This window comes from Pseudomonas sp. UBA6310 (assembly GCF_002438225.1).
GTDB classification, from domain to species: domain Bacteria; phylum Pseudomonadota; class Gammaproteobacteria; order Pseudomonadales; family Pseudomonadaceae; genus Pseudomonas_O; species Pseudomonas_O kuykendallii.
This window is the reverse complement of sequence record NZ_DJTK01000074.1, coordinates 68562-88560: the sequence shown is the minus strand read 5'-3', so window position 1 is coordinate 88560 and position 19999 is coordinate 68562. Positions and strand designations below refer to the sequence as shown.

At 66.4% G+C, this 19999-nt stretch carries 17 protein-coding genes; 8 read left to right on the top strand and 9 right to left on the bottom strand.

The window, feature by feature from the left end; genetic code table 11:
• The first annotated feature begins 1 nt into the window (after position 1).
• The 7 genes from aroK to hemE all read left to right on the top strand — a co-directional run bounded on the left by aroK (position 2) and on the right by hemE (position 11925).
• Positions 2-520, top strand: coding sequence for a shikimate kinase AroK (gene aroK, locus B3E91_RS18380; RefSeq protein ID WP_090227370.1), 519 nt, complete (start codon positions 2-4; stop codon positions 518-520).
• A gap of 47 nt (positions 521-567) precedes the next feature.
• On the top strand, positions 568-1674 hold the full coding sequence (aroB, locus tag B3E91_RS18375; RefSeq protein WP_287030879.1) for a 3-dehydroquinate synthase: 1107 nt from the start codon (positions 568-570) through the stop codon (positions 1672-1674).
• Between the two features lie 6 nt (positions 1675-1680).
• Positions 1681-3306, top strand: coding sequence for an AAA family ATPase (locus tag B3E91_RS18370; protein ID WP_287030878.1), 1626 nt, complete (start codon positions 1681-1683; stop codon positions 3304-3306).
• A 234-nt stretch (positions 3307-3540) separates the two neighbouring features.
• Positions 3541-7989 (top strand): glutamate synthase large subunit, encoded by a 4449-nt coding sequence (gene gltB / locus B3E91_RS18365; protein WP_090225677.1) that lies wholly within the window; start codon positions 3541-3543, stop codon positions 7987-7989.
• Positions 7990-8091: 102 nt separating this feature from the next.
• Positions 8092-9510 carry an FAD-dependent oxidoreductase gene (locus tag B3E91_RS18360; protein WP_282342793.1) on the top strand — a complete coding sequence of 473 codons (1419 nt, stop codon included), beginning with the start codon at positions 8092-8094 and terminating at the stop codon, positions 9508-9510.
• Positions 9511-9651: 141 nt separating this feature from the next.
• The gene (locus tag B3E91_RS18355) at positions 9652-10764 is read left to right on the top strand and encodes a glycerol dehydrogenase (RefSeq protein WP_287030877.1); all 1113 of its coding nucleotides are present in this window, start codon (positions 9652-9654) and stop codon (positions 10762-10764) included.
• Positions 10765-10857: 93 nt separating this feature from the next.
• Positions 10858-11925 (top strand): uroporphyrinogen decarboxylase, encoded by a 1068-nt coding sequence (gene hemE, locus B3E91_RS18350; RefSeq protein ID WP_287030875.1) that lies wholly within the window; start codon positions 10858-10860, stop codon positions 11923-11925.
• 78 nt (positions 11926-12003) lie between these two features.
• Here hemE and B3E91_RS18345 read toward each other — a convergent pair whose 3' ends face one another.
• Entirely contained in the window at positions 12004-13245 is a 1242-nt protein-coding gene (locus B3E91_RS18345) for an MFS transporter (protein ID WP_414708299.1), read from the bottom strand.
• A 148-nt stretch (positions 13246-13393) separates the two neighbouring features.
• Here B3E91_RS18345 and B3E91_RS18340 point away from each other — a divergent pair, with 148 nt between their 5' ends.
• Positions 13394-14293: a LysR family transcriptional regulator gene (locus B3E91_RS18340; protein WP_286784324.1), complete on the top strand. Its 900-nt coding sequence runs from the start codon at positions 13394-13396 to the stop codon at positions 14291-14293.
• Here the strand turns inward: B3E91_RS18340 and B3E91_RS18335 are convergent.
• The 8 genes from B3E91_RS18335 to B3E91_RS18300 all read right to left on the bottom strand — a co-directional run bounded on the left by B3E91_RS18335 (position 14290) and on the right by B3E91_RS18300 (position 19993).
• Complete coding sequence (locus B3E91_RS18335; protein ID WP_286784325.1) at positions 14290-14517, bottom strand: hypothetical protein; 228 nt, start codon at positions 14515-14517, stop codon at positions 14290-14292. The two genes, B3E91_RS18340 and B3E91_RS18335, sit on opposite strands and share 4 nt — an antisense overlap.
• Positions 14518-14648: 131 nt before the next feature.
• Entirely contained in the window at positions 14649-15086 is a 438-nt protein-coding gene (locus B3E91_RS18330) for an excinuclease (RefSeq protein WP_090225687.1), read from the bottom strand.
• Positions 15087-15147: 61 nt separating this feature from the next.
• Positions 15148-16374 carry a beta-ketoacyl-ACP synthase gene (locus B3E91_RS18325; protein WP_287030874.1) on the bottom strand — a complete coding sequence of 409 codons (1227 nt, stop codon included), beginning with the start codon at positions 16372-16374 and terminating at the stop codon, positions 15148-15150.
• Entirely contained in the window at positions 16374-17102 is a 729-nt protein-coding gene (gene fabG / locus B3E91_RS18320; RefSeq protein WP_287030873.1) for a 3-oxoacyl-ACP reductase FabG, read from the bottom strand. Before fabG ends, B3E91_RS18325 begins: the two co-directional genes overlap by 1 nt.
• Positions 17099-17551, bottom strand: coding sequence for a hotdog family protein (locus B3E91_RS18315; protein WP_287030871.1), 453 nt, complete (start codon positions 17549-17551; stop codon positions 17099-17101). Before B3E91_RS18315 ends, fabG begins: the two co-directional genes overlap by 4 nt.
• On the bottom strand, positions 17548-18756 hold the full coding sequence (locus tag B3E91_RS18310; RefSeq protein WP_287030870.1) for a beta-ketoacyl-[acyl-carrier-protein] synthase family protein: 1209 nt from the start codon (positions 18754-18756) through the stop codon (positions 17548-17550). Before B3E91_RS18310 ends, B3E91_RS18315 begins: the two co-directional genes overlap by 4 nt.
• Positions 18753-19253 (bottom strand): DUF3261 domain-containing protein, encoded by a 501-nt coding sequence (locus B3E91_RS18305; RefSeq protein ID WP_287030869.1) that lies wholly within the window; start codon positions 19251-19253, stop codon positions 18753-18755. Before B3E91_RS18305 ends, B3E91_RS18310 begins: the two co-directional genes overlap by 4 nt.
• On the bottom strand, positions 19250-19993 hold the full coding sequence (locus tag B3E91_RS18300) for a class I SAM-dependent methyltransferase (RefSeq protein ID WP_287030868.1): 744 nt from the start codon (positions 19991-19993) through the stop codon (positions 19250-19252). The genes B3E91_RS18305 and B3E91_RS18300 overlap by 4 nt, the downstream gene beginning before the upstream one ends.
• Positions 19994-19999: the final 6 nt, after the last annotated feature.

Here is a 19999-nt window from a genome sequence, read left to right as displayed (position 1 = left end):
TGTGCGCAATCTGATTCTGGTTGGCCCGATGGGGGCTGGGAAAAGCACCATCGGGCGGCTTCTGGCCAAAGAGCTGCGACTTCCCTTCAAGGATTCCGACAAGGAAATCGAGCAGCGCTGTGGTGCCAACATACCCTGGATTTTCGATGTCGAGGGCGAGCCGGGCTTCCGCGAGCGGGAGCGCTCGATGCTTGCGGAACTCTGCGAGCTCAATGGCGTGGTGCTGGCGACAGGCGGCGGAGCGGTGCTGCGTGATGACAATCGCGCCGTCCTTAAGGCTGGGGGCGATGTCGTTTATCTGTTCACCTCAGTTGCGCAGCAGTTGAACCGTACGGCGCGGGATCGGAATCGTCCGCTTCTGCGCACTTCCGACCCTGGCAAGGTGCTCCGAGAACTGATGGCCGTTCGGGATCCGCTTTATCGGGAGATTGCCGATATCGTCATCGAAACCGACCAGCGCCCGCCGCGGATGGTCGTTCAGGAAATACTCGAGCGCTTGCAGGCGTTGAGGCCGGATTAAACTCCGGCCGGATGCGCTATCCTATTGGCCTTTTTTACGGGGGCCTCATGCAGACTCTTCACGTCGACCTCGCTGATCGCAGTTATCCCATCTACGTTGGCGCCGGGCTCATCACTCAGGGCGAACTGTTCGCCCGTCATGTTGCGGGCAAGAAGGTGGCGATCGTTACCAACGAGACGATCGCGCCGCTTTATCTCGAATCGGTGCAGCGTGCACTGGCTGCCTACGCACAGACAGCCATCGTTCTTCCCGATGGGGAGGCGTTCAAGACCTGGGAAACCTTGCAGCTGATTTTCGACGGTCTGCTTTCCGCCCGGCACGATCGCCGTTGCACGGTGATCGCCTTGGGTGGAGGCGTGATCGGCGATATGGCTGGTTTTGCAGCGGCCTGCTATCAGCGCGGCGTCGATTTCATCCAGGTGCCGACCACGCTGCTGTCCCAGGTCGATTCATCCGTAGGCGGGAAAACCGGGATCAATCATCCGCTCGGGAAGAACATGATCGGCGCCTTCTATCAGCCCAATGCCGTGCTCATCGATACCTCGACGCTGACCACGCTGCCGCCGCGCGAGCTTTCCGCCGGCCTGGCCGAGGTCATCAAGTACGGCCTGATCTGCGACGAGGGTTTCCTGGCCTGGCTGGAGGAGCATATGGATGCGCTGCGTTCGCTCGACCAGCAGGCGCTGACGTACGCCATCGAGCAATCCTGTGCGGCGAAGGCTCGTATCGTCGGCGCGGACGAGCGTGAGGCCGGCGTTCGTGCCACCCTCAATCTGGGCCACACCTTTGGCCATGCCATCGAGACCCACAAGGGCTACGGCGCCTGGCTGCACGGCGAGGCCGTGTCCGCAGGCACGGTGATGGCCCTGGAAATGTCGCGGCGCCTGGGCTGGATTTCCACAGAGGATCGCGATCGCGGGATTCGCCTGTTCCAAGGGGCAGGCCTGCCGGTGGTGCCGCCCGAAGAGATGACCCCAGCCGATTTCCTCCAGCACATGGCCGTCGACAAGAAGGTTCTCGATGGGCAGTTGCGCCTTGTATTGCTGAAGCGGATGGGGGAAGCCGTGGTTACGGCGGATTATCCTGATGAGACTTTGCACGCCACCCTGAGCGCGAATTACCGCGCCCTGGTGGGCCAGCTCGGAGAACAATGAGAGCTCATGACCAGTTTGCATGCCGATGAAGCGTTTCTAGGTTTTTACCAGTTCAGCCACGACCCTTTCGCACCGCGGGTGCCGGGGTTCAAGTTCTTCGCTGCCCAGCGCAAGCCGGTGTTGGGGCAGCTTCATCACCTCGCGCGTTACAGCCAGCTGCTTCTGGTGGTCAGTGGGCCTGAAGGCAGTGGCAAGACCCTCTTGCGCCAGGCTCTGGTCGCCAGTACCAACAAGCAGAGCGTGCTCAGCGTGGTGGTTTCCGCGCGTGGCGCAGAGGATGCGGCCAGCCTGTTGCGGCAGGTTGCCCAGGGACTGGGCATGCAGGCCGCCGATGCCCGCTCTATCCAGTCGCAGGTGGTGCAGCTGGGGCTGACCGGGCAGGAAGTCTATCTGCTCGTGGACGATGCCGAAGCGCTCAAGCCGGATGCGCTCGAGGCCCTGCTGGCGCTGGCGCAGGGCAATGCCGACGGTCGCGCCCACGTGTTCCTGTTCGGCGAGCCTTCGCTGATCGCGCGTCTGGATGATCTGGGCGACGGCGGGGAAGAGTGCTTCCACGTCATCGAGTTGCAACCCTACGAAGAGGAGGAGACCCGCGCCTACCTCGCTCGCCGCCTCGAGGGCGCCGGGCAGGGGATCGAAGTCCTCTCGGACGATCAGATCGCCGATATCCACGCCCAGTCCGAAGGTTGGCCGGGTGCGATTAACCAGGTGGCGCGCGAGACGTTGATCGAGGCCATGCTGGCGCAGCGCGGCTCGGGCAAGCGCGCCGGTTTCGCATTCAAGTTGCCGAAGAAGCATCTTCTGGCCCTCGTCGTGGTGTTCGTGGGTGTCCTCGCCGCCTGGCTGATGCAGGGGCAGGGCGGCAAGACCCCTGGCGAACCCGCTCCTGGCGTTGCGCAGGCGCCTCAGGATCAGTCGGCAGGCACTCCTGCCGGGCAGGCGCAGCAGGGGGCATCGCAGGAAGGCAATCCTGCCGTCGAGTTCTCGGGGTCTTCCCAGCCGCTGCCGTTGCCGCTGGTGGGTGAGGCTCAGCCGGTCATTCGCAGCCCGCTCGCTCAGGCGGCGGCTACGGAAGATGGCGACGAGGCGGCTGCCGAAGTTCCCGGTCCGGCCCCGTTGCCCGAGCCGGGCGCTGCAGCGCCTATCGCCGCCGTACCTGCACCGCCGGTTGCCGCTGCGCCGCCGGTAGTGACCGCGCCAACCGCGAGCCCGGCTCCGGTAACGCAGCCCAAGTCCACGCCGCCCGCCGCCGCGGCGTCCAACCCGCCTGCGGCAACCAAGCCTGCGGCGCCCACCACGGCGAAGGTTGACAAGCCTGCAGCGGTGGCGACTGCGGCAGCGCCGGGCGCGGACTGGTATCGGGCCCAGCCGGCAACGGCGTTCACCGTGCAGATCCTCGGTTCGGCGTCGGAGAGCAGTGCGCAGGCGTTCGTTCGGGCGAACGGCGATCAGTACCGGTATTTCAAGAAGGTCTTCCAGGGCAAGCCACTCTACGTGGTGACCTATGGCAGCTTCCCCTCCCGCACGGCGGCGCAGGCGGCGATCAAGACGCTGCCGGCCAAGGTTCAGGCCGGCAAACCATGGCCGAAAACCTTCGCCAGCATCCAGCAGGAAATGGGCGCTTCGCGCTGATTCCTGGCGGCTAGAGGCGGCGGCCGCTATCACGGCCCGTCGCCTTATTCCTACGTTATTGCGACATTAAAATTCACTGCCACGCCACTAACGATTTGTGAGCGTCAGAGTGGATATGTACAATGACCTCCCTTTGCCTGCGCAAAGCTGGCGACTCGTCCTGCGCGTTCGGTAACTGATTGTATTTGAAAGCATTTTTGCCTTGTTATAGAAGGCAGCCTGGTGAGAGTCCCTATGAAAGCAGGTCTGTATCATCCTGATGAGTTCAAGGATAACTGTGGCTTCGGCCTGATCGCTCACATGCAGGGCGAGGCGAGCCACGATCTGTTGCAAACCGCCATTGAAGCGTTGACCTGCATGACCCACCGTGGCGGCATCAACGCCGACGGCAAGACAGGCGACGGCTGTGGCCTGCTCATACAGAAACCTGACCTGTTCCTGCGCGAGATGGCGCGCGAGCATTTCGCCGTCGAGTTGCCGCAGCAATACGCGGTCGGCATGGTCTTCTTCAACCAGGACCCGGCCCGCGCCGAAGCCGCTCGCGAGAACATGAACCGCGAGATTCTCGCCGCCGGCCTGCAGCTGGTCGGCTGGCGCAAGGTGCCGATCGACCCGAGCGTGCTCGGCCGTCTCGCGCTTGAGCGTCTGCCGCAGATCGAGCAGGTGTTCATCGGGGGCGAAGGGCTCTCGGACGAAACCTTCGCGGTCAAACTGTTCTCCGCGCGTCGCCGTTCTTCCGTGGCCAACGCCGAGGACACCGATCACTACATCTGCAGCTTTTCGCCGCGCACCATCATCTACAAGGGCCTGATGATGCCCGCCGACCTGGCGGCGTTCTTCCCGGACCTCAGCGACGAGCGCCTGAAGACCGCGATCTGCGTGTTCCACCAGCGTTTCTCCACCAACACACTGCCGAAATGGCCGCTGGCTCAGCCGTTCCGCTTCCTCGCCCACAACGGCGAGATCAACACCATCACCGGCAACCGCAACTGGGCGCTGGCGCGGCGTACCAAGTTCGCCAACGAGGCGATCGCCGACCTCGACGAACTCGGCCCGCTGGTCAACCGCGTCGGTTCCGACTCCTCGAGCATGGACAACATGCTCGAGCTGCTGGTCACCGGCGGCATGGACCTGTTCCGCGGCCTGCGCATGATCATTCCGCCGGCCTGGCAGAACGTCGAGACCATGGATTCCGACCTGCGCGGTTTCTATGAATACAACTCCATGCACATGGAACCCTGGGATGGCCCGGCCGGCGTGGTGCTGACCGATGGCCGCCATGCCGTGTGCCTGCTCGACCGCAACGGCCTGCGCCCGGCGCGCTGGGTGACCACCAAGAACGGCTACATCACCCTCGCCTCGGAAATCGGCGTGTGGGACTACCAGCCCGAGGACGTCATCGCCAAGGGCCGCGTCGGCCCGGGGCAGATCTTTGCAGTGGATACCGAGACCGGGCAGATCCTGCAGACCGACGACATCGACAGCCGCCTGAAGTCGCGCCACCCCTACAAGCGCTGGCTGCGCGAGAACGCGCTGCGCATCCAGGCGACGCTGGACGACCACGACCACGGCTCGCCGTTCTACGACAGCGACCACCTCAAGCAATACATGAAGATGTTCCAGGTCACCTTCGAGGAGCGTGACCAGGTGCTGCGCCCGCTCGCCGAGCAGGGCCAGGAAGCGGTCGGCTCGATGGGCGACGACACGCCGATGGCGGTGCTGTCCAAACGCGTGCGCTCGACCTACGACTACTTCCGCCAGCAGTTCGCGCAGGTCACCAACCCGCCGATCGACCCGCTGCGCGAAGCCATCGTGATGTCCCTGGAAACCTGCCTGGGCGCCGAGAGCAACATCTTCGAAGAGGACGCGTCCCACGCCAACCGGGCGATCCTCAGCACGCCGATCCTGTCGCCGGCCAAGTGGCGGACGATCATGACCCTCGAACGCCCCGGCTTCGAGCGCCAGATCATCGACCTCAACTACGACGAGTCGATCGGGCTGGAAGCCGCCGTGCGCAACATCGCCGATCAGGCCGAGGAAGCCGTGCGTGGCGGCAAGGTGCTGCTGATCCTCACCGATCGCCACATCGCCCCCGGCAAGCTGCCGGCGCACGCCTCGCTGGCGGTCGGCGCGGTGCACCACCGGCTGACCGAGAAAGGCCTGCGCTGCGACTGCAACATCATGGTCGAGACCGCCACCGCGCGCGATCCGCACCATTTCGCCGTGCTGCTGGGCTTCGGCGCGACGGCGGTCTACCCGTTCCTCGCCTACGAAGTGCTCGGCGACCTGATCCGCACCGGCGAAGTGCTCGGCGACCTCTACGAAGTCTTCAAGTACTACCGCAAGGGCATCTCCAAGGGGCTGCTGAAGATCCTCTCGAAGATGGGCATCTCCACCGTCGCTTCCTACCGTGGCGCGCAGCTGTTCGAAGCGGTCGGCCTGTCCGACGAAGTGGTAGCGCTGAGCTTCCGTGGCGTGTCCAGCCGCATCAAGGGTGCGCGTTTCGTCGATATCGAAGCCGAACAGAAACTGCTCGCGCAGGAGGCCTGGAACAACCGCCGGGCGATCCAGCAGGGCGGGTTGCTCAAGTTCGTCTACGGCGGCGAGTACCACGCCTACAACCCGGACGTGGTGAACACCCTGCAGGCCGCCGTGCAGCAGAGCGATTTCGCCAAGTTCAAGGAATACACCGCGCTGGTCGACAGCCGTCCGGTGTCGATGCTGCGTGACCTGCTCAAGGTCAAGCTCGCCGACGCCCCGCTGACGCTCGAGGAAATCGAACCGCTGGAGTCGATCTTCAAGCGCTTCGACGCCGCCGGGATTTCCCTCGGCGCGTTGTCGCCGGAAGCCCACGAGGCCCTGGCCGAGGCGATGAACCGCCTGGGCGGGCGCTCCAACTCCGGCGAGGGCGGCGAGGACCCGGCCCGTTACGGCACGGTGAAAAGCTCGAAGATCAAGCAGGTCGCCACCGGCCGCTTCGGCGTCACCCCGGAGTACCTGGTCAACGCCGAAGTGCTGCAGATCAAGGTCGCCCAGGGCGCCAAGCCGGGCGAGGGCGGTCAACTGCCGGGCGGCAAGGTCAATGGCCTGATCGCCAAGCTGCGCTATGCGGTGCCTGGTGTGACGCTGATCTCGCCGCCGCCGCACCATGACATCTACTCGATCGAGGATCTGGCCCAGCTGATCTTCGACCTCAAGCAGGTCAACCCGAAGGCGCTGGTCTCGGTGAAGCTGGTGGCCGAGCCGGGCGTAGGCACCATCGCCGCCGGCGTGGCCAAGGCCTACGCCGACCTGATCACCATCTCCGGCTACGACGGCGGCACCGGCGCCTCGCCGATCACCTCGATCAAGTACGCCGGCTCGCCGTGGGAACTCGGCCTCGCCGAAACCCACCAGACCCTGCGCGGCAACGACCTGCGCGGCAAGGTCCGGGTGCAGACCGACGGCGGTCTGAAGACCGGCCTCGACGTGATCAAGGCGGCCATCCTCGGTGCCGAGAGCTTCGGCTTCGGCACCGCGCCGATGATCGCGCTGGGCTGCAAGTACCTGCGTATCTGCCACCTGAACAACTGCGCCACCGGCGTCGCCACGCAGAACGACAAGCTGCGCAAGGACCACTTCATCGGCACCGTCGACATGGTGGTGAATTTCTTCACCTTCATCGCCGAGGAAACCCGCGAGTGGCTGGCCAAGCTGGGCGTGCGCAGCCTCGGCGAGCTGATCGGGCGTACCGATCTGCTGGAAATGCTGCCGGGCGAAACCGACAAGCAGGCGCAGCTCGACCTGTCCCCACTGCTGGGCAGCGAGCATATCCCGGCCGACAAACCGCAGTTCTGCCAGGTGGAGAAGAACCCGCCGTTCGACCAGGGTCTGCTCGCCGAGCGCATGGTGGAAATGGCCATGCCGGCGATTTCCGACAAGCTCGGCGGCGAGTTCGAGCTGGACATCTGCAACTGCGACCGCTCCATCGGCGCGCGGATTTCCGGTGAGATCGCCCGCCGTCACGGCAACCAGGGCATGGTCTCGGCGCCACTGACCTTCCGCTTCAAAGGCACCGCAGGGCAGAGCTTCGGCGTGTGGAACGCCGGCGGCCTGAACCTGTACCTCGAAGGCGACGCCAACGACTACGTCGGCAAGGGCATGACCGGTGGCCAACTGGTGATCACGCCGCCGAAGGGCAGCGCGTTCAAGAGCCAGGAGTCGGCGATCATCGGCAACACCTGCCTGTACGGCGCCACCGGCGGCAAGCTGTTCGCCGCCGGCACCGCGGGCGAGCGCTTCGGCGTGCGTAACTCCGGCGCGCATGCGGTCGTGGAAGGCACCGGCGATCACTGCTGCGAATACATGACCGGCGGTTTCATCTGCGTTCTTGGCAAGACCGGCTACAACTTCGGCTCCGGCATGACCGGTGGCTTCGCCTACGTGCTCGACATGGACAACACCTTCGTCGACCGGGTGAACCACGAGCTGGTGGAAATCCAGCGGATCAACAACGAACCGATGGAAGCCTACCGCAGCCACCTGCAGCGCGTGCTCGCCGAGTACGTGCAGGAAACCGGCAGTGCCTGGGGACGCAACCTTTCGGAAAACCTGGACGACTACCTGCGCAAGTTCTGGCTGGTCAAGCCGAAGGCGGCGAGCCTTGGTTCGCTGCTTTCCAGCACCCGGGCGAACCCGCAATAAGAACGCCGCTTCAAGCGGCAAGCCCCCGTCGGGGCTTGCCGGCTCACCGTGATCGTCTCGCAGCGCGGCCCAGGTTCGGCGCTGCTGAAAAGAGGTTTTGAAATGACTGAACGTCTGAACAACGACTTCCAGTTCATCGAGGTCGGCCGCAAGGATCCGAAGAAGAAGCTGCTGCGTCAGCGCAAGAAGGAATTCGTCGAGATCTACGACCTGTTCAAACCGCAGCAGGCCGCCGATCAGTCGCACCGTTGCCTGGGTTGCGGCAACCCGTATTGCGAGTGGAAGTGCCCGGTGCACAACTACATCCCGAACTGGCTGAAGCTGGTTTCGGAAGGCAACATCCTCGCCGCCGCCGAACTCTCGCACCAGACCAACACGCTGCCCGAAGTCTGCGGCCGTGTGTGCCCGCAGGACCGCCTGTGCGAAGGCGCCTGCACCCTGAACGATGGCTTCGGCGCGGTCACCATCGGCTCGGTGGAGAAGTACATCACCGATACCGCCTTCGCCATGGGCTGGCGTCCGGACATGTCCAAGGTCAAGCCGACCGGCAAGCGCGTCGCGGTGATCGGCGCCGGCCCTGCCGGCCTGGGCTGTGCCGACGTGCTGGTGCGCAACGGCGTGACCCCGGTGGTGTTCGACAAGAACCCGGAAATCGGCGGCCTGCTGACCTTCGGCATCCCCGAGTTCAAGCTGGAGAAGAGCGTGCTGAGCAATCGCCGCGAAGTCTTCACCGGCATGGGCATCGAATTCCGCCTGAACACCGAGGTGGGCAAGGACGTCAGCATCGACGAGCTGCTCGCCGAGTACGACGCGGTGTTCATGGGCATGGGCACCTACACCTACATGAAGGGCGGGTTCCCCGGCGAAGACCTGCCAGGCGTCCACGACGCGCTCGACTTCCTCATCGCCAGCGTCAACCGCAACCTGGGCTTCGAGAAGTCCCCCGAGGACTTCGTCGACATGAAGGGCAAGCGCGTGGTGGTGCTCGGTGGCGGCGATACCGCGATGGACTGCAACCGCACCTCGATCCGCCAGGGCGCCAAGGCCGTGACCTGCGCCTACCGTCGCGACGCCGAGAACATGCCCGGCTCGCGCAAGGAAGTGAAGAACGCCAAGGAGGAGGGCGTGAAGTTCCTCTTCAACCGTCAGCCCATCGCCATCGTCGGCGAGGACAAGGTGGAAGGTGTGAAGGTGGTCGAGACCCGTCTCGGCGAGCCGGACGCCCGCGGTCGTCGCAGCCCGGAACCGATCCCGGGTTCCGAGGAAGTCCTGCCGGCCGACGCCGTGGTCATCGCCTTCGGCTTCCGCCCGAGCCCGGCGCCGTGGTTCGAGCAGTTCGACATCCGCACCGACAGCCAGGGCCGGGTGATCGCTCCCGAGCAGTCGCAGTTCAAGCACCAGACCAGCAACCCGAAGATCTTCGCCGGTGGCGACATGGTTCGCGGTTCCGACCTGGTGGTGACCGCGATCTTCGAGGGTCGCCAGGCCGCCGAGGGCATCCTCGACTACCTGGAAGTGTGATCCCGCGCGGCGCGAGCGCTCAGCTCGCGCCCTTTCGGCAGCAGGCGCGACGCGATGCCGCGCCAAGCTGACCTGACGCAAAACCCCGCCAGCGGCGTTCCCCTAGAGTGACGACATCCCCCGTTGTCCAGGAGTCTCGCCATGCTCACCACCGCCATTTTCCCCTCGCGTTACGTCCAGGGTCGGGGCGCGCTCGCGCAACTCGGTGAAGAGCTCGCCCGATTCGGCGGCAGCAGCCTGGCGTTGCTCGATCCCTTTGCCGACGACAACCTCGGCGCGCAACTCGACGCCTCCGCCAGCGAACACATCGATTTCCACCGGGTGCGCTTCACCGGCGAATGCTGCGACGAGGAAATCGGCCGGCTGGTCGGCCTCGCCGAGGCGCGCCGTCCGGACTCGATCGTCGGCATCGGCGGCGGCAAGGCGCTCGACACCGCCAAGGCGCTGGCCCACGAGCTCGGCCTGCCGATGGCCGTGGTACCGACCCTAGCTTCCACCGATGCGCCGTGCAGCGCGCTGTCGGTGATCTACACCGCCGAGGGGGCGTTCAAGCGCTACCTGGTGCTGCCGCGCAATCCCGATCTGGTGCTGGTGGACAGCCAGGTGATCGCCCAGGCTCCGGCGCGTTTCCTCGTCGCCGGCATGGGCGACGCCATGGCGACCTGGTTCGAGGCCGAGGATTGCCGCATCCGCGGGGCCGCCAACATGACCGGTCGCCCCGGCCCGCGTACCGCCTTCGCCCTCGCACGGCTGTGCTACGACACCCTGCTCGAATACGGCCCGCTGGCGCTGCAGGCGTGCCGCCAGCAGGTGGTGACGCCGGCGCTGGAACACATCATCGAGGCCAACACCCTGCTTTCCGGTCTCGGCTTCGAGAGTGGCGGCCTGGCGGCGGCGCACGCGATCCACAACGGCTTCACCGCGCTGCCGGAAACCCACGCCTACTGGCACGGCGAGAAGGTCGCCTTCGGCGTTCTTAGCATGCTCATGCTGCGCGACAGCGCGCCGGCGCAGATCGATGAGGTCTACGACTTCTGCATCGCCATCGGCCTGCCGGTGACCCTGGCCGACATCGGCCTGCACGACGTCGACGATGCCTACCTACTGCGCGCCGCCGAGCTGGCCTGCGCGGTGGGGGAGAGCATCCACAACGAACCTTTCCCGGTCGACGCCCAGACCGTTCTCGGCGCCATGCGCACCGCGGACGCCGAAGGTCGCCGGCGCAAGGCCCTGGCGGCTGCCGCCGTACACTGAACCCGATACCGCGTAACGCAAAGGCACGGCACCCGCCGTGCCTTTTGCCCTGCGCTCTGCGAAAATGCCCGCACTTTTTTCCCGGATGACCCCATGACTGTCCTGAAGAACGATCGCTTCCTGCGTGCCCTGCTCAAGCAACCGGTGGACGTTACCCCGGTATGGATGATGCGTCAGGCCGGCCGCTACCTGCCCGAGTACCGCGCCACGCGCGCCAAGGCCGGCAACTTCGTCAACCTGATGAAGAACCCCGAGCTGGCCTGCGAGGTCACTATCCAGCCCCTGGACCGCTACCCGCAGCTGGACGCGGCGATTCTCTTCTCCGACATCCTCACCATTCCCGATGCCATGGGCCAGGGCCTGTACTTCGAGACCGGCGAAGGCCCGCGCTTCAAGAAGGTCGTCAGTTCGATGGCCGACATCGAGGCGCTGCCGATTCCCGAGCCGGAACAGAACCTGGGCTACGTGATGGACGCGGTGCGCAACATCCGCCGCGAGCTGAACGGCCGCGTGCCGCTGATCGGCTTCTCCGGCAGCCCCTGGACGCTGGCGACCTACATGGTCGAAGGCGGCTCGTCGAAGGACTTCCGCAAATCCAAGGCGATGCTCTACGACAACCCGCAGGCCATGCACGCGCTGCTCGACAAGCTGGCGCGCTCGGTCACCGCCTACCTCAACGGGCAGATCAGGGCCGGCGCGCAGGCCGTGCAGATCTTCGATTCCTGGGGCGGCAGCCTGTCGGCGGCGGCCTACCAGGAATTCTCCCTGGCCTACATGAAGCAGATCGTCGATGGGCTGATCCGCGAACACGACGGCCGCCGCGTGCCGGTGATCCTGTTCACCAAGGGCGGCGGCCTGTGGCTGGAGTCGATGGCCGACAGCGGCGCCGAGGCCCTCGGCCTGGACTGGACCTGCGATATCGGCAGTGCCCGCGCCCGCGTCGGCGGCAAGGTGGCGCTGCAGGGCAACATGGACCCGAGCGTGCTCTACGCCAACCCGGCGGCGATCCGCGCCGAGGTCGGGCGCATCCTCGCCCGCTACGGCCACGGCGAGGGGCAGGTGTTCAACCTCGGCCACGGCATCACCCCGGAAGTCGATCCGGAGAACGCGCGGGCGTTCTTCGAGGCGGTGCACGAGCTGTCCGCGCAGTACCACACCTGAGCGTTCCCCCTCCACATCGAGGGGATGCTGAAACGAAAACGCCCGGCGTCTGCCGGGCGTTTTGCGTTGCGCTGCCGATCAGCCGTTGCGGTTGCCCGGCAGCACCGGCAGGCGCGCCAGGTGGATGGCCACGCCCAGGGCGATCATCAGCAGCGTACCGATGAACAGGCCGATGCCGTTCCAGCCCGCCGCGTGCCAGAACATCCCGCCGAGGGTGCCGGCGACGCTGGAGCCGATGTAGTAGCTGAACAGGTACAGCGACGACGCCTGGCCCTTGGCCTTGGGCGCGCGGCGGCCGATCCAGCTGCTCGCCACCGAGTGCGCGCCGAAGAAGCCGAAGGTGAAGGTCAGCATGCCGATCACCACCAGCGGCAGCGCGCTGAACAGGGTCAGTGCGAGACCAGCCGACATCAGCACGATGGTCGCCCAGAACACCCGGCGGCGGCCCAGCTTGTCGGCCAGCGCGCCGATCTGCGCCGAGCTGTAGATTCCCGACAGGTAGACCACCGAGAGCAGCCCGACCAGCGCCTGGCTCATGTGGTAAGGCTCGGCGAGCAGGCGGTAGCCGATGTAGTTGAACAGCGTGACGAAGGCGCCCATCAGCAGGAAGCCCTCGAGGAACAGCCAGGGCAGGCCCGCGTCGCGGAAATGCACGGTGAAGCCGTCCAGCAGGCTGCGCGGGTTGAGCGAGCGGGCGCGGAAGTTGCGCGACTCGGGGAGGATCTTCCAGAACACCACGGCCGCCGTCAGCGCCAGCACGCCGATCACCAGCATCGCCGTGTGCCAGCTGACGAAGTCGATCAGCACGCCGGCGATCAGCCGCCCGGACATCCCGCCGATCGCGTTGCCGCCGATGTACAGGCCCATCGCCAGGCCGATGTGCTGCGGGTGGATTTCCTCGCTGAGGTAGGTCATCGCCACGGCCGCGAGCCCGCTGAGGGAAAGCCCGACCAGCGCGCGCGTCACCAGCACGCCCTGCCAGGTCGGCATCAGCGCGCTGGCAATGGTGAACAGCGCGGCGGCGGACAGCGCCGCGACCATCACGGGTTTACGCCCGAGCGCATCGGAAAGCGGGCCGGTGATCAGCAGGCCGATGGCGAGCGTCGCCGTGGAAACCGAAAGGATCAGGCTGCTCTGCGCCGCGTTGATGGAAAACTCGTGGGAGAGGATCGGCATCATCGGCTGCACGCAATAGAGCAGTGCGAAGGTGGAGAAGCCGCCGCAGAACAGCGCCAGCACCGTGCGCATGAACATCGGGGTGTTCTTCTCTATGTAGATCTCGCTGCTCTGGACGGCGCTGGAAACAACCACGGACGACAAGGCGGGCGACGCGACAGCAGTTTTCACGGGTACCTCAAGGGGGGGGCGAATGAAGGATTGGCAGGAAAAGAATATAGGTGGCTAACGATTACATCCAATATATCATTCGACCTGTTTGATATCTGAGACGACCTAATTGGAGCGCGCCATGGAACTGCGTCACCTGCGCTACTTCATCGCGGTGGCCGAGGAACTGCACTTCGGCCGCGCCGCAGAGCTGCTGGGCATCTCCCAGCCGCCGCTGAGCCAGCAGATACAGGCACTGGAGCAGGAGCTGGGGGCGCGCCTGTTCGAGCGAACCAATCGTCGGGTCGAGCTCAGCGAGGCGGGTCGGCTGTTCCTCGAGGAGGCGCGTCTGGTGCTGGCGCAGGTCGACAAGGCGGCCGATGTCGCGCGCCGTGCGCAGCTCGGCGAACTGGGCGAGATGAAGATCGGCTTCACCTCGTCGGCGCCGTTCAGCACCCGTATCCCCAGGGCGATCCACGCGTTCCGCCAGGCCTTTCCCGCCGTTCACCTCAACCTGCAGGAGATGAGCAGCAAGAAGGTCGCCGACGCGCTGGTCGACGAATCCATCGAGATCGGTCTGATGCGCCCGCTCCCGTTGCCGGACTCGCTGCGTGTGCAGGAGCTGTTTCGCGAGCCGCTGGTGGCGGTACTCAACGCCGCGCATCCGTTGGCGGCCGCCGGCGGCGCCGGTTTGCATCTCGAGGCGCTCGCCGGCGAGCCGTTCGTGTTCTTCCCGCGCGGCTACGGCAGCGGCCTCTATGCCCAGTTGCTCAGCCTCGCCAGTCGCGCCGGTTTCAGCCCGCACTTTTCCCAGGAGGCCGCCGAGGCGATGACGATCATCGGGCTGGTGGCCGCGGGCCTTGGGGTGTCGGTGTTGCCGGCATCGTTCCAGCGCATCCGCATCGATGGCGTGGTCTACCGCACGCTGCTCGACGAGGGCGCCGAGACGGCGGTCTGGCTGGTCCAGCGCAACGAGCCGCCGTCGGCGATGGCACGGGCATTTTCCGACCTGCTGACGCGGCAGGCGGCGCAGCATCGCTAGCGGCGATGGAGGCGGATCGCGCTGATGCCGAGCACCTCGGCGTGTTCCAGCAGCTGCGCCTCGCTGTCGTCCGCGCCAGGCATCGCCAGGCTGTTTTCCGCATCGGCGAAGTGCACTTCGATCAGGTGACGCGCCGCCTGGCCGGGCGAACAGGCATCGCCCGGCGCGTCGAACGTCTTGGTCCGCGGCTCGCCATGGAACAGGTAATGGATCTCGAGGGACATGCCGGCCTCCGCGTTCGGCGCGGCCTCCGCGATCGCGCCTTCGAGCATGTCGACCGGCCGCCACGCGGCATCGTTCCGACCCAGAACGAAGAACGCCCCGCAGGGCGGGGCGTTCTCGGAGCGCGGGGAGCTTACTTGACGGTGGCCAGTTTCCCTTTGAGCGCTACGCCGGCCATGATCGCGCCGGCGTGGCATTCGTAGTTTTCCGCGTTGCGGTACTCGACGTTCTTGTAGTTGCTGGCGATATCCACCACGGCGTTCGCGCCGGCGGCCTTGGCCGCGTTCTGCAGGCGGATCAGCGCCGATTGCAGCACCCAGCCGCAGGCCACTTCATCGGATTTGCCGAAGGCGTTGGTCTTCTGGTTGGTGGTCACCAACGGGTTGATGATCTTCGCGCCGGCCGGGGTCTTCGCCAGGTAGAACTTCACGCTGCCATCGAGCTTGCCGGCCTGGGTCGCCTGGGCGACGACGGCGTCGAACGGCAGGTAGTGGGTCGTGTCGCGCGCCTGGCTGATGGCGGGCAGGGCACTGAGGCACAGCGCGGCGATGATCAGAGCTTTCTTTTGCATATCGTCTCCTTGATGAGCGGGGTCTTGCGGGTGGTGTGGCGGCGAACTCCAGGCATGAAGGTCAGCGCCAGCGACGGAAAACCAGTGAAGTGTTCACTCCGCCGAATGCGAAGTTGTTATTGACCACGTATTCGTGGCTCATTCTCCGCGGCTCGCCGCGGAGATAGTCGAGTTCGCCGCAACGCGGGTCGATCTCGCCCAGGTTCAGCGTGTGGATGTACAGGTCGCTGTTCATCATCTCGATACAGAACCAGGACTCCAGCGCGCCGCAGGCGCCGAGGGTATGGCCCAGGAAGCTCTTCTGCGAACTGATCGGCATGCGGGTGCCGAACAGATCGCGGGTGGCCAGGGTCTCGGCGATGTCGCCCTGCTCGGTGGCGGTGCCGTGGCCGTTGACGTAGCCGATGGCGTCCGGCGCCAGCCCGGCGTCCTCCAGAGCGAGTTCCATCGCCCGGCGCATGGTCGCCTGTTCCGGCTTGGTGATGTGCTGGCCGTCGGCATTGCTGCCGAAACCGACGATTTCAGCATGGATGCGCGCGCCACGGGCCAGCGCGTGCTCCAGTTCCTCGAGCACCAGGATGCCGGCGCCTTCGCCGATCACCAGGCCGTCGCGCTGGCTGTCGTAGGGGCGCGGCGAGGTCTGCGGCGCATCGTTCCTCAGGCTGGTGGCGTAGAGCGCGTCGAAGACCATCGCCTCGGTGGCGCAGAGCTCTTCGGCACCGCCGGCGAGCATCATCGGCAGGCGGCCGAACTTGATCGCCTCGTAGGCATAGCCGATGCCCTGGCTGCCGCTGGTGCAGGCGCTGGAGGTGGGGATCACGCGGCCCTTCAGGCCGAAGAAGATGCTGATGTTGGCCGCGGTGGTGTGCGGCATCATGCGCACGTAGGAGTTGGCGTTGAGGCCGTCGGCGACCGCATTGATCAGCATGTTGCCGAAGGCCTTCACCTCATCGGTGCTGCCGGTGGACGAGCCGCAGGCGACGCCCATGCGGCCGTCGCTGATGCTCGGATCGCCGAGCAGGCCGGCGTCGTCCAGCGCGCGCTCGGCGGCCAGTACCGCAAGGCGCGATACCCGGCCCATGCTGCGCAACTGCTTGCGCGTCCAGTGCTTGGGCACGGCGAAATCGTCGATCGGACCGCCCAGGCGGGTGTTCAGCTCGGTGTAGCGATCCCACTCGTCCATCCGCCGGATGCCGCTTCTGCCGGCCTGGAAGTTCTCCAGTACGGTGGGCCAGTCGCTGCCCAGCGACGTGATACCGGCCATGCCGGTAACGACCACGCGCCTCATCAGCACAACCCTCCATTCACTGAAATCACCTGGCGGGTGATGTAAGCCGCTTCGTCGGACATGAGGAAATTCACCGCCCCGGCCACCTCTTCCGGCGTGCCCATGCGTTGGGCCGGGATCATCTTCAGCAGTTCCTCTACGGGCACGTTCTCATCCAGCATGTCGGTGTCGATCAGCCCTGGCGCGACGCAGTTGACGGTGATCCGACGCTTGCCCAGCTCGATCGCCAGCGCCTTGGCGGCGCCGATGACGCCGGCCTTGGAGGCACTGTAGTTGACCTGGCCGCGATTGCCGATCAGCCCCGAGACCGAGGTGATGCAGACGATCCGTCCCGGCTTGCGGCGGCGGATCATCGGCATGCTCAGCGGCTGCAGGACGTTGTAGAAACCGTCCAGGTTGGTCCGCAGCACCTGGTCCCAGTCCTCGTCGCTCAGCGCGGGGAAGGCGCCGTCACGCGTCAGGCCGGCGTTGCAGACCACGCCGTAGTAAGCGCCGTGGGTTTCGATGTCGGCTTCCAGCGCGGTTCGGCAGGCGTCGCGGTCGGCGATGTCGAACTGCAGGATGCGCGCGTCGCGGCCAAGGGCGCGGATCGCCTCCTGCACCGCCTGCGCTTCGTCGAGGCGGCTGCGGCAGTGCAGCACGATGTCATAGCCGGCGCGGGCCAGTCGCAGGGCGATGGCGCGGCCGATGCCACGGCTGGAGCCGGTGACGAGGATGGCTTCAGTCATTGCGGTGTTTCCTGTAGATAGCGCGCCACTTCGGGCGGGCGGAAGACGTTCAGGCGCGCCTCGGCATGGATGCCGGGCCCGTCCAGGTGGCATTCGAAGACGCCCATGCCGCTGTCGTCCTGCAGCGAGCGCAGGGCGCGGATGCTGAGCGGGGTGTCGACCGGAAAGGCATCGACGTTGCACTGGAAATTGCGCGTGCCGAGCAGGAAGCCGAGCTCCACCGGCTGCCCGGCCTTACGTGCCTGGCAGCCGGCGAAGGCGGCGACGCTTTGCGCCATCAGCTCCATGCCGACCCAGGCTGGCAGGCTGCCATCGGCGGCGTTCAACAGGCCTCCCGCGCGAACCTGCAGGTATGTGACGACGCTTTCGTCATCGAAGCGCTCGACGCCGTCCAGCAGGATCATGTCGCCGGCGTGGGGCAACAGCTCGGCGATCGGCCAGGCGATCATGCGCGGCCCTCCAGCTCGACGCGGCCGAGGATCAGGCTGACGTTGTTGCCACCGAAGGCGAAGGAATTGCTCATCATGTGGCGCAATGGCCGGCTCGCGACGCGGCCGGGGGCGACCAGGTCCAGGCGCGGCAAGGCCGGGTCGGCGAGGCCGTCCCAGACCTGTGGAGGCAGCAGGTTGTCGCGATTGTCCGGGCCCAGGCACAGCCAGCAGAACGCCGCCTCGAGGGCTCCGGCGGCGCCCAGCGTGTGCCCGCTCAGCGGCTTGCTCGACGAGCAGGGCACGCCGGCGGGGAACAGCTCGGCCACGGCGAGGCTTTCCATCGCATCGTTGTGCGTGGTCGCGGTGCCGTGCAGGTTCAGGTAGTCGATCTGCCCGGCCTCCAGCGCGGCGCTCTTCAGCGCCTTGCGCATCGCCAGCAGCGCGCCGCGGCCGGTCGGCTCCGGTGCGGAGATGTGATGCGCATCGGAGCTGGCGCCGGCGCCCAGCAGCGCGATGGGAAGGTCGGCCGGTGGCTCGCGGGTCATCAGGAACAGCGCCGCGCCCTCGCCGATGTTGATGCCCTTGCGTTGCCGGGAGAACGGATTGCAGACGGCGTCGCTCAGGGCTTCCAGGGAATCGAAGCCGTTCAGCGTTAGGCCGCACAGCGAGTCGACCCCGCCGCAGAGCACCGCGTCGCAGACGCCGAGATCGAGCAGTCGGCGGGCGCTGAGCAGCGCGCGGCCGCTGGAGGTACAGGCGGTGGAAATGGAGTAGGCCGGGCCGCTCAGCTGCAACCAATCGGCGAGGAAGGCCGCTGGCGCGGCCAGTTCCTGGTGGCGATAGCTGTAGTCGGGCGGGAAGGCGCCTTCGTGCAGCAGCGCGGCGATGCCCTGGCTGGCTTCATGGATGCCGGTGGTGCTGGTGCCGAGCACGACGCCGATGCGGGACGCGCCGAAGCGCTCGATGGCCTGGCGGATGTCGTCCTCGATCTCCAGCGCGGCCGCCAGCAGCAAGCGGTTGTTGCGCGTGTTGCGCTCGGCGAATCCGCTCGGCATCGCGGGCAGCTCGGCGTCCACCGCGCCCACCGGAACGGCGCGTTCGGGCAGCCAGCCGGACTCGCTGCGCATGCCGGGGCTGGAGCCGTTCAGGAGGTTGTCGAGCACCGCGCGCTTGCCGCTGCCCAGGGCGCAGATCACCCCGAGGGCGTTGAGGTAGGCCTTCATGGCGTGGCCTCGAGCGCGTCGACGCGGTAGGTGAGGCGCGTGCCGATCTTCAGATCGAAACCTTGTGGCTGGCGGTAGTCAACGCGCCAGGCGGGCTGCCGGTCGTCGAACAGGCGCCGGTTGCCCTGGGTGCGTGCCCGCGGGTACTGCCGGACGAGCTGGTCGGCGGGCGTCAGTGCGAACAGCAGGGCGGCGAACAGCTCGCGGGCTTCGGGGTTCGGCGGCAGCAGGCCGTCGTTCTGCCAGCCGCCGTCGAGCAGCCGTTGCCGGGACAGCGGGATTCCCAGCGGGTCGAGCAGCGACCAGCGCAGGGCGGCGCCTTCGCCCTGGATGACCAGCAGCCAGTCCTGGCTCTGCCCCTCGGCCTGCCGCTGCACGTGCAGTTGGAGCGGCAGGTCCAGCGTCGGCGGCTGACTCGGCAGCGGCGCTCTCGCCGCGCAGCCGGCCAGGGCAATCAGGGCCAGCCAGAAGGGCAGGCGCAGGCGTGCGGCATTCATGCGCCCGGGCTCGCCCATGGTGGGCTCGCCAGCGGTTTGCGCGCCGCGACGTTGACCAGGGTTTCCTCGCGCTGGCCGACGGCTTTCGGGCGTTGCAGGCCGAAGCGTTCGAGCAGGCCGAAATCGCGGGAGCGACTCCACCAGAGGTACGGATAGGAGACATTGCCGTCGCCGAACGCGAAGCCCTGGGCGCGCAGCATGTCGAGGTATTCGGCGGCGCTCTTCTGCACCTGCATCGGATGGCGGAACAGCCAGCGGATCACCCAGGTGTCGATGTAGGCCTTGGTCGATTCGGCGAACAGCAGCCAGCCGCCCGGCTTGAGCACGCGCCAGAATTCGGCGAGGGCACGCTCCTGTTCGACCAGGTGATGGAAGGTCTGGTGGCAGAAGAGGATGTCCACGCTGGCATCGGCCAGTTCGATCCGCGCGCAGTCGCTGGCGATCAGCTCGACGTCGAGCCCGAGGCGTCCGGCTTCCGCGCGGGCAAGGTCCAGGCTGTGGGGATCGGCGTCGAGGCCGATCATCCGCGCCGGTGCGAACGTCCGTTGCAGCAGGCCGAACGACTTGCCCTGGCCGCAACCGGCGTCGAGCAGGCAGGCGTTTTCGGGCAGGGGCGCGTCGAGCAGGCGCCGCAGGTCGTCGATCGCCACCCGCAGGACGTGGTGCTGCCAGGTGTGGCTCTGCAGGAACCAGAAACCGAAACGGGTTTCCTCGACGTAGGTGGCGGCGGCGCGGGTCATGGCAAT

What these genes read in the sequence shown, in the direction of transcription:
- B3E91_RS18360 (WP_282342793.1), top strand. Translation starts at nt 8,092, where the DNA reads ATGACTGAACGTCTGAACAACGACTTCCAGTTCATCGAGGTCGGCCGC.
- B3E91_RS18300 (WP_287030868.1), bottom strand. Translation starts at nt 19,993, where the DNA reads ATGACCCGCGCCGCCGCCACCTACGTCGAGGAAACCCGTTTCGGTTTC.
- fabG (WP_287030873.1), bottom strand. Translation starts at nt 17,102, where the DNA reads ATGACTGAAGCCATCCTCGTCACCGGCTCCAGCCGTGGCATCGGCCGC.
- gltB (WP_090225677.1), top strand. Translation starts at nt 3,541, where the DNA reads ATGAAAGCAGGTCTGTATCATCCTGATGAGTTCAAGGATAACTGTGGC.
- B3E91_RS18315 (WP_287030871.1), bottom strand. Translation starts at nt 17,551, where the DNA reads ATGATCGCCTGGCCGATCGCCGAGCTGTTGCCCCACGCCGGCGACATG.
- B3E91_RS18325 (WP_287030874.1), bottom strand. Translation starts at nt 16,374, where the DNA reads ATGAGGCGCGTGGTCGTTACCGGCATGGCCGGTATCACGTCGCTGGGC.
- hemE (WP_287030875.1), top strand. Translation starts at nt 10,858, where the DNA reads ATGACTGTCCTGAAGAACGATCGCTTCCTGCGTGCCCTGCTCAAGCAA.
- aroB (WP_287030879.1), top strand. Translation starts at nt 568, where the DNA reads ATGCAGACTCTTCACGTCGACCTCGCTGATCGCAGTTATCCCATCTAC.
- B3E91_RS18330 (WP_090225687.1), bottom strand. Translation starts at nt 15,086, where the DNA reads ATGCAAAAGAAAGCTCTGATCATCGCCGCGCTGTGCCTCAGTGCCCTG.
- B3E91_RS18355 (WP_287030877.1), top strand. Translation starts at nt 9,652, where the DNA reads ATGCTCACCACCGCCATTTTCCCCTCGCGTTACGTCCAGGGTCGGGGC.
- B3E91_RS18305 (WP_287030869.1), bottom strand. Translation starts at nt 19,253, where the DNA reads ATGAATGCCGCACGCCTGCGCCTGCCCTTCTGGCTGGCCCTGATTGCC.
- B3E91_RS18340 (WP_286784324.1), top strand. Translation starts at nt 13,394, where the DNA reads ATGGAACTGCGTCACCTGCGCTACTTCATCGCGGTGGCCGAGGAACTG.
- B3E91_RS18335 (WP_286784325.1), bottom strand. Translation starts at nt 14,517, where the DNA reads ATGTCCCTCGAGATCCATTACCTGTTCCATGGCGAGCCGCGGACCAAG.
- B3E91_RS18310 (WP_287030870.1), bottom strand. Translation starts at nt 18,756, where the DNA reads ATGAAGGCCTACCTCAACGCCCTCGGGGTGATCTGCGCCCTGGGCAGC.
- B3E91_RS18370 (WP_287030878.1), top strand. Translation starts at nt 1,681, where the DNA reads ATGACCAGTTTGCATGCCGATGAAGCGTTTCTAGGTTTTTACCAGTTC.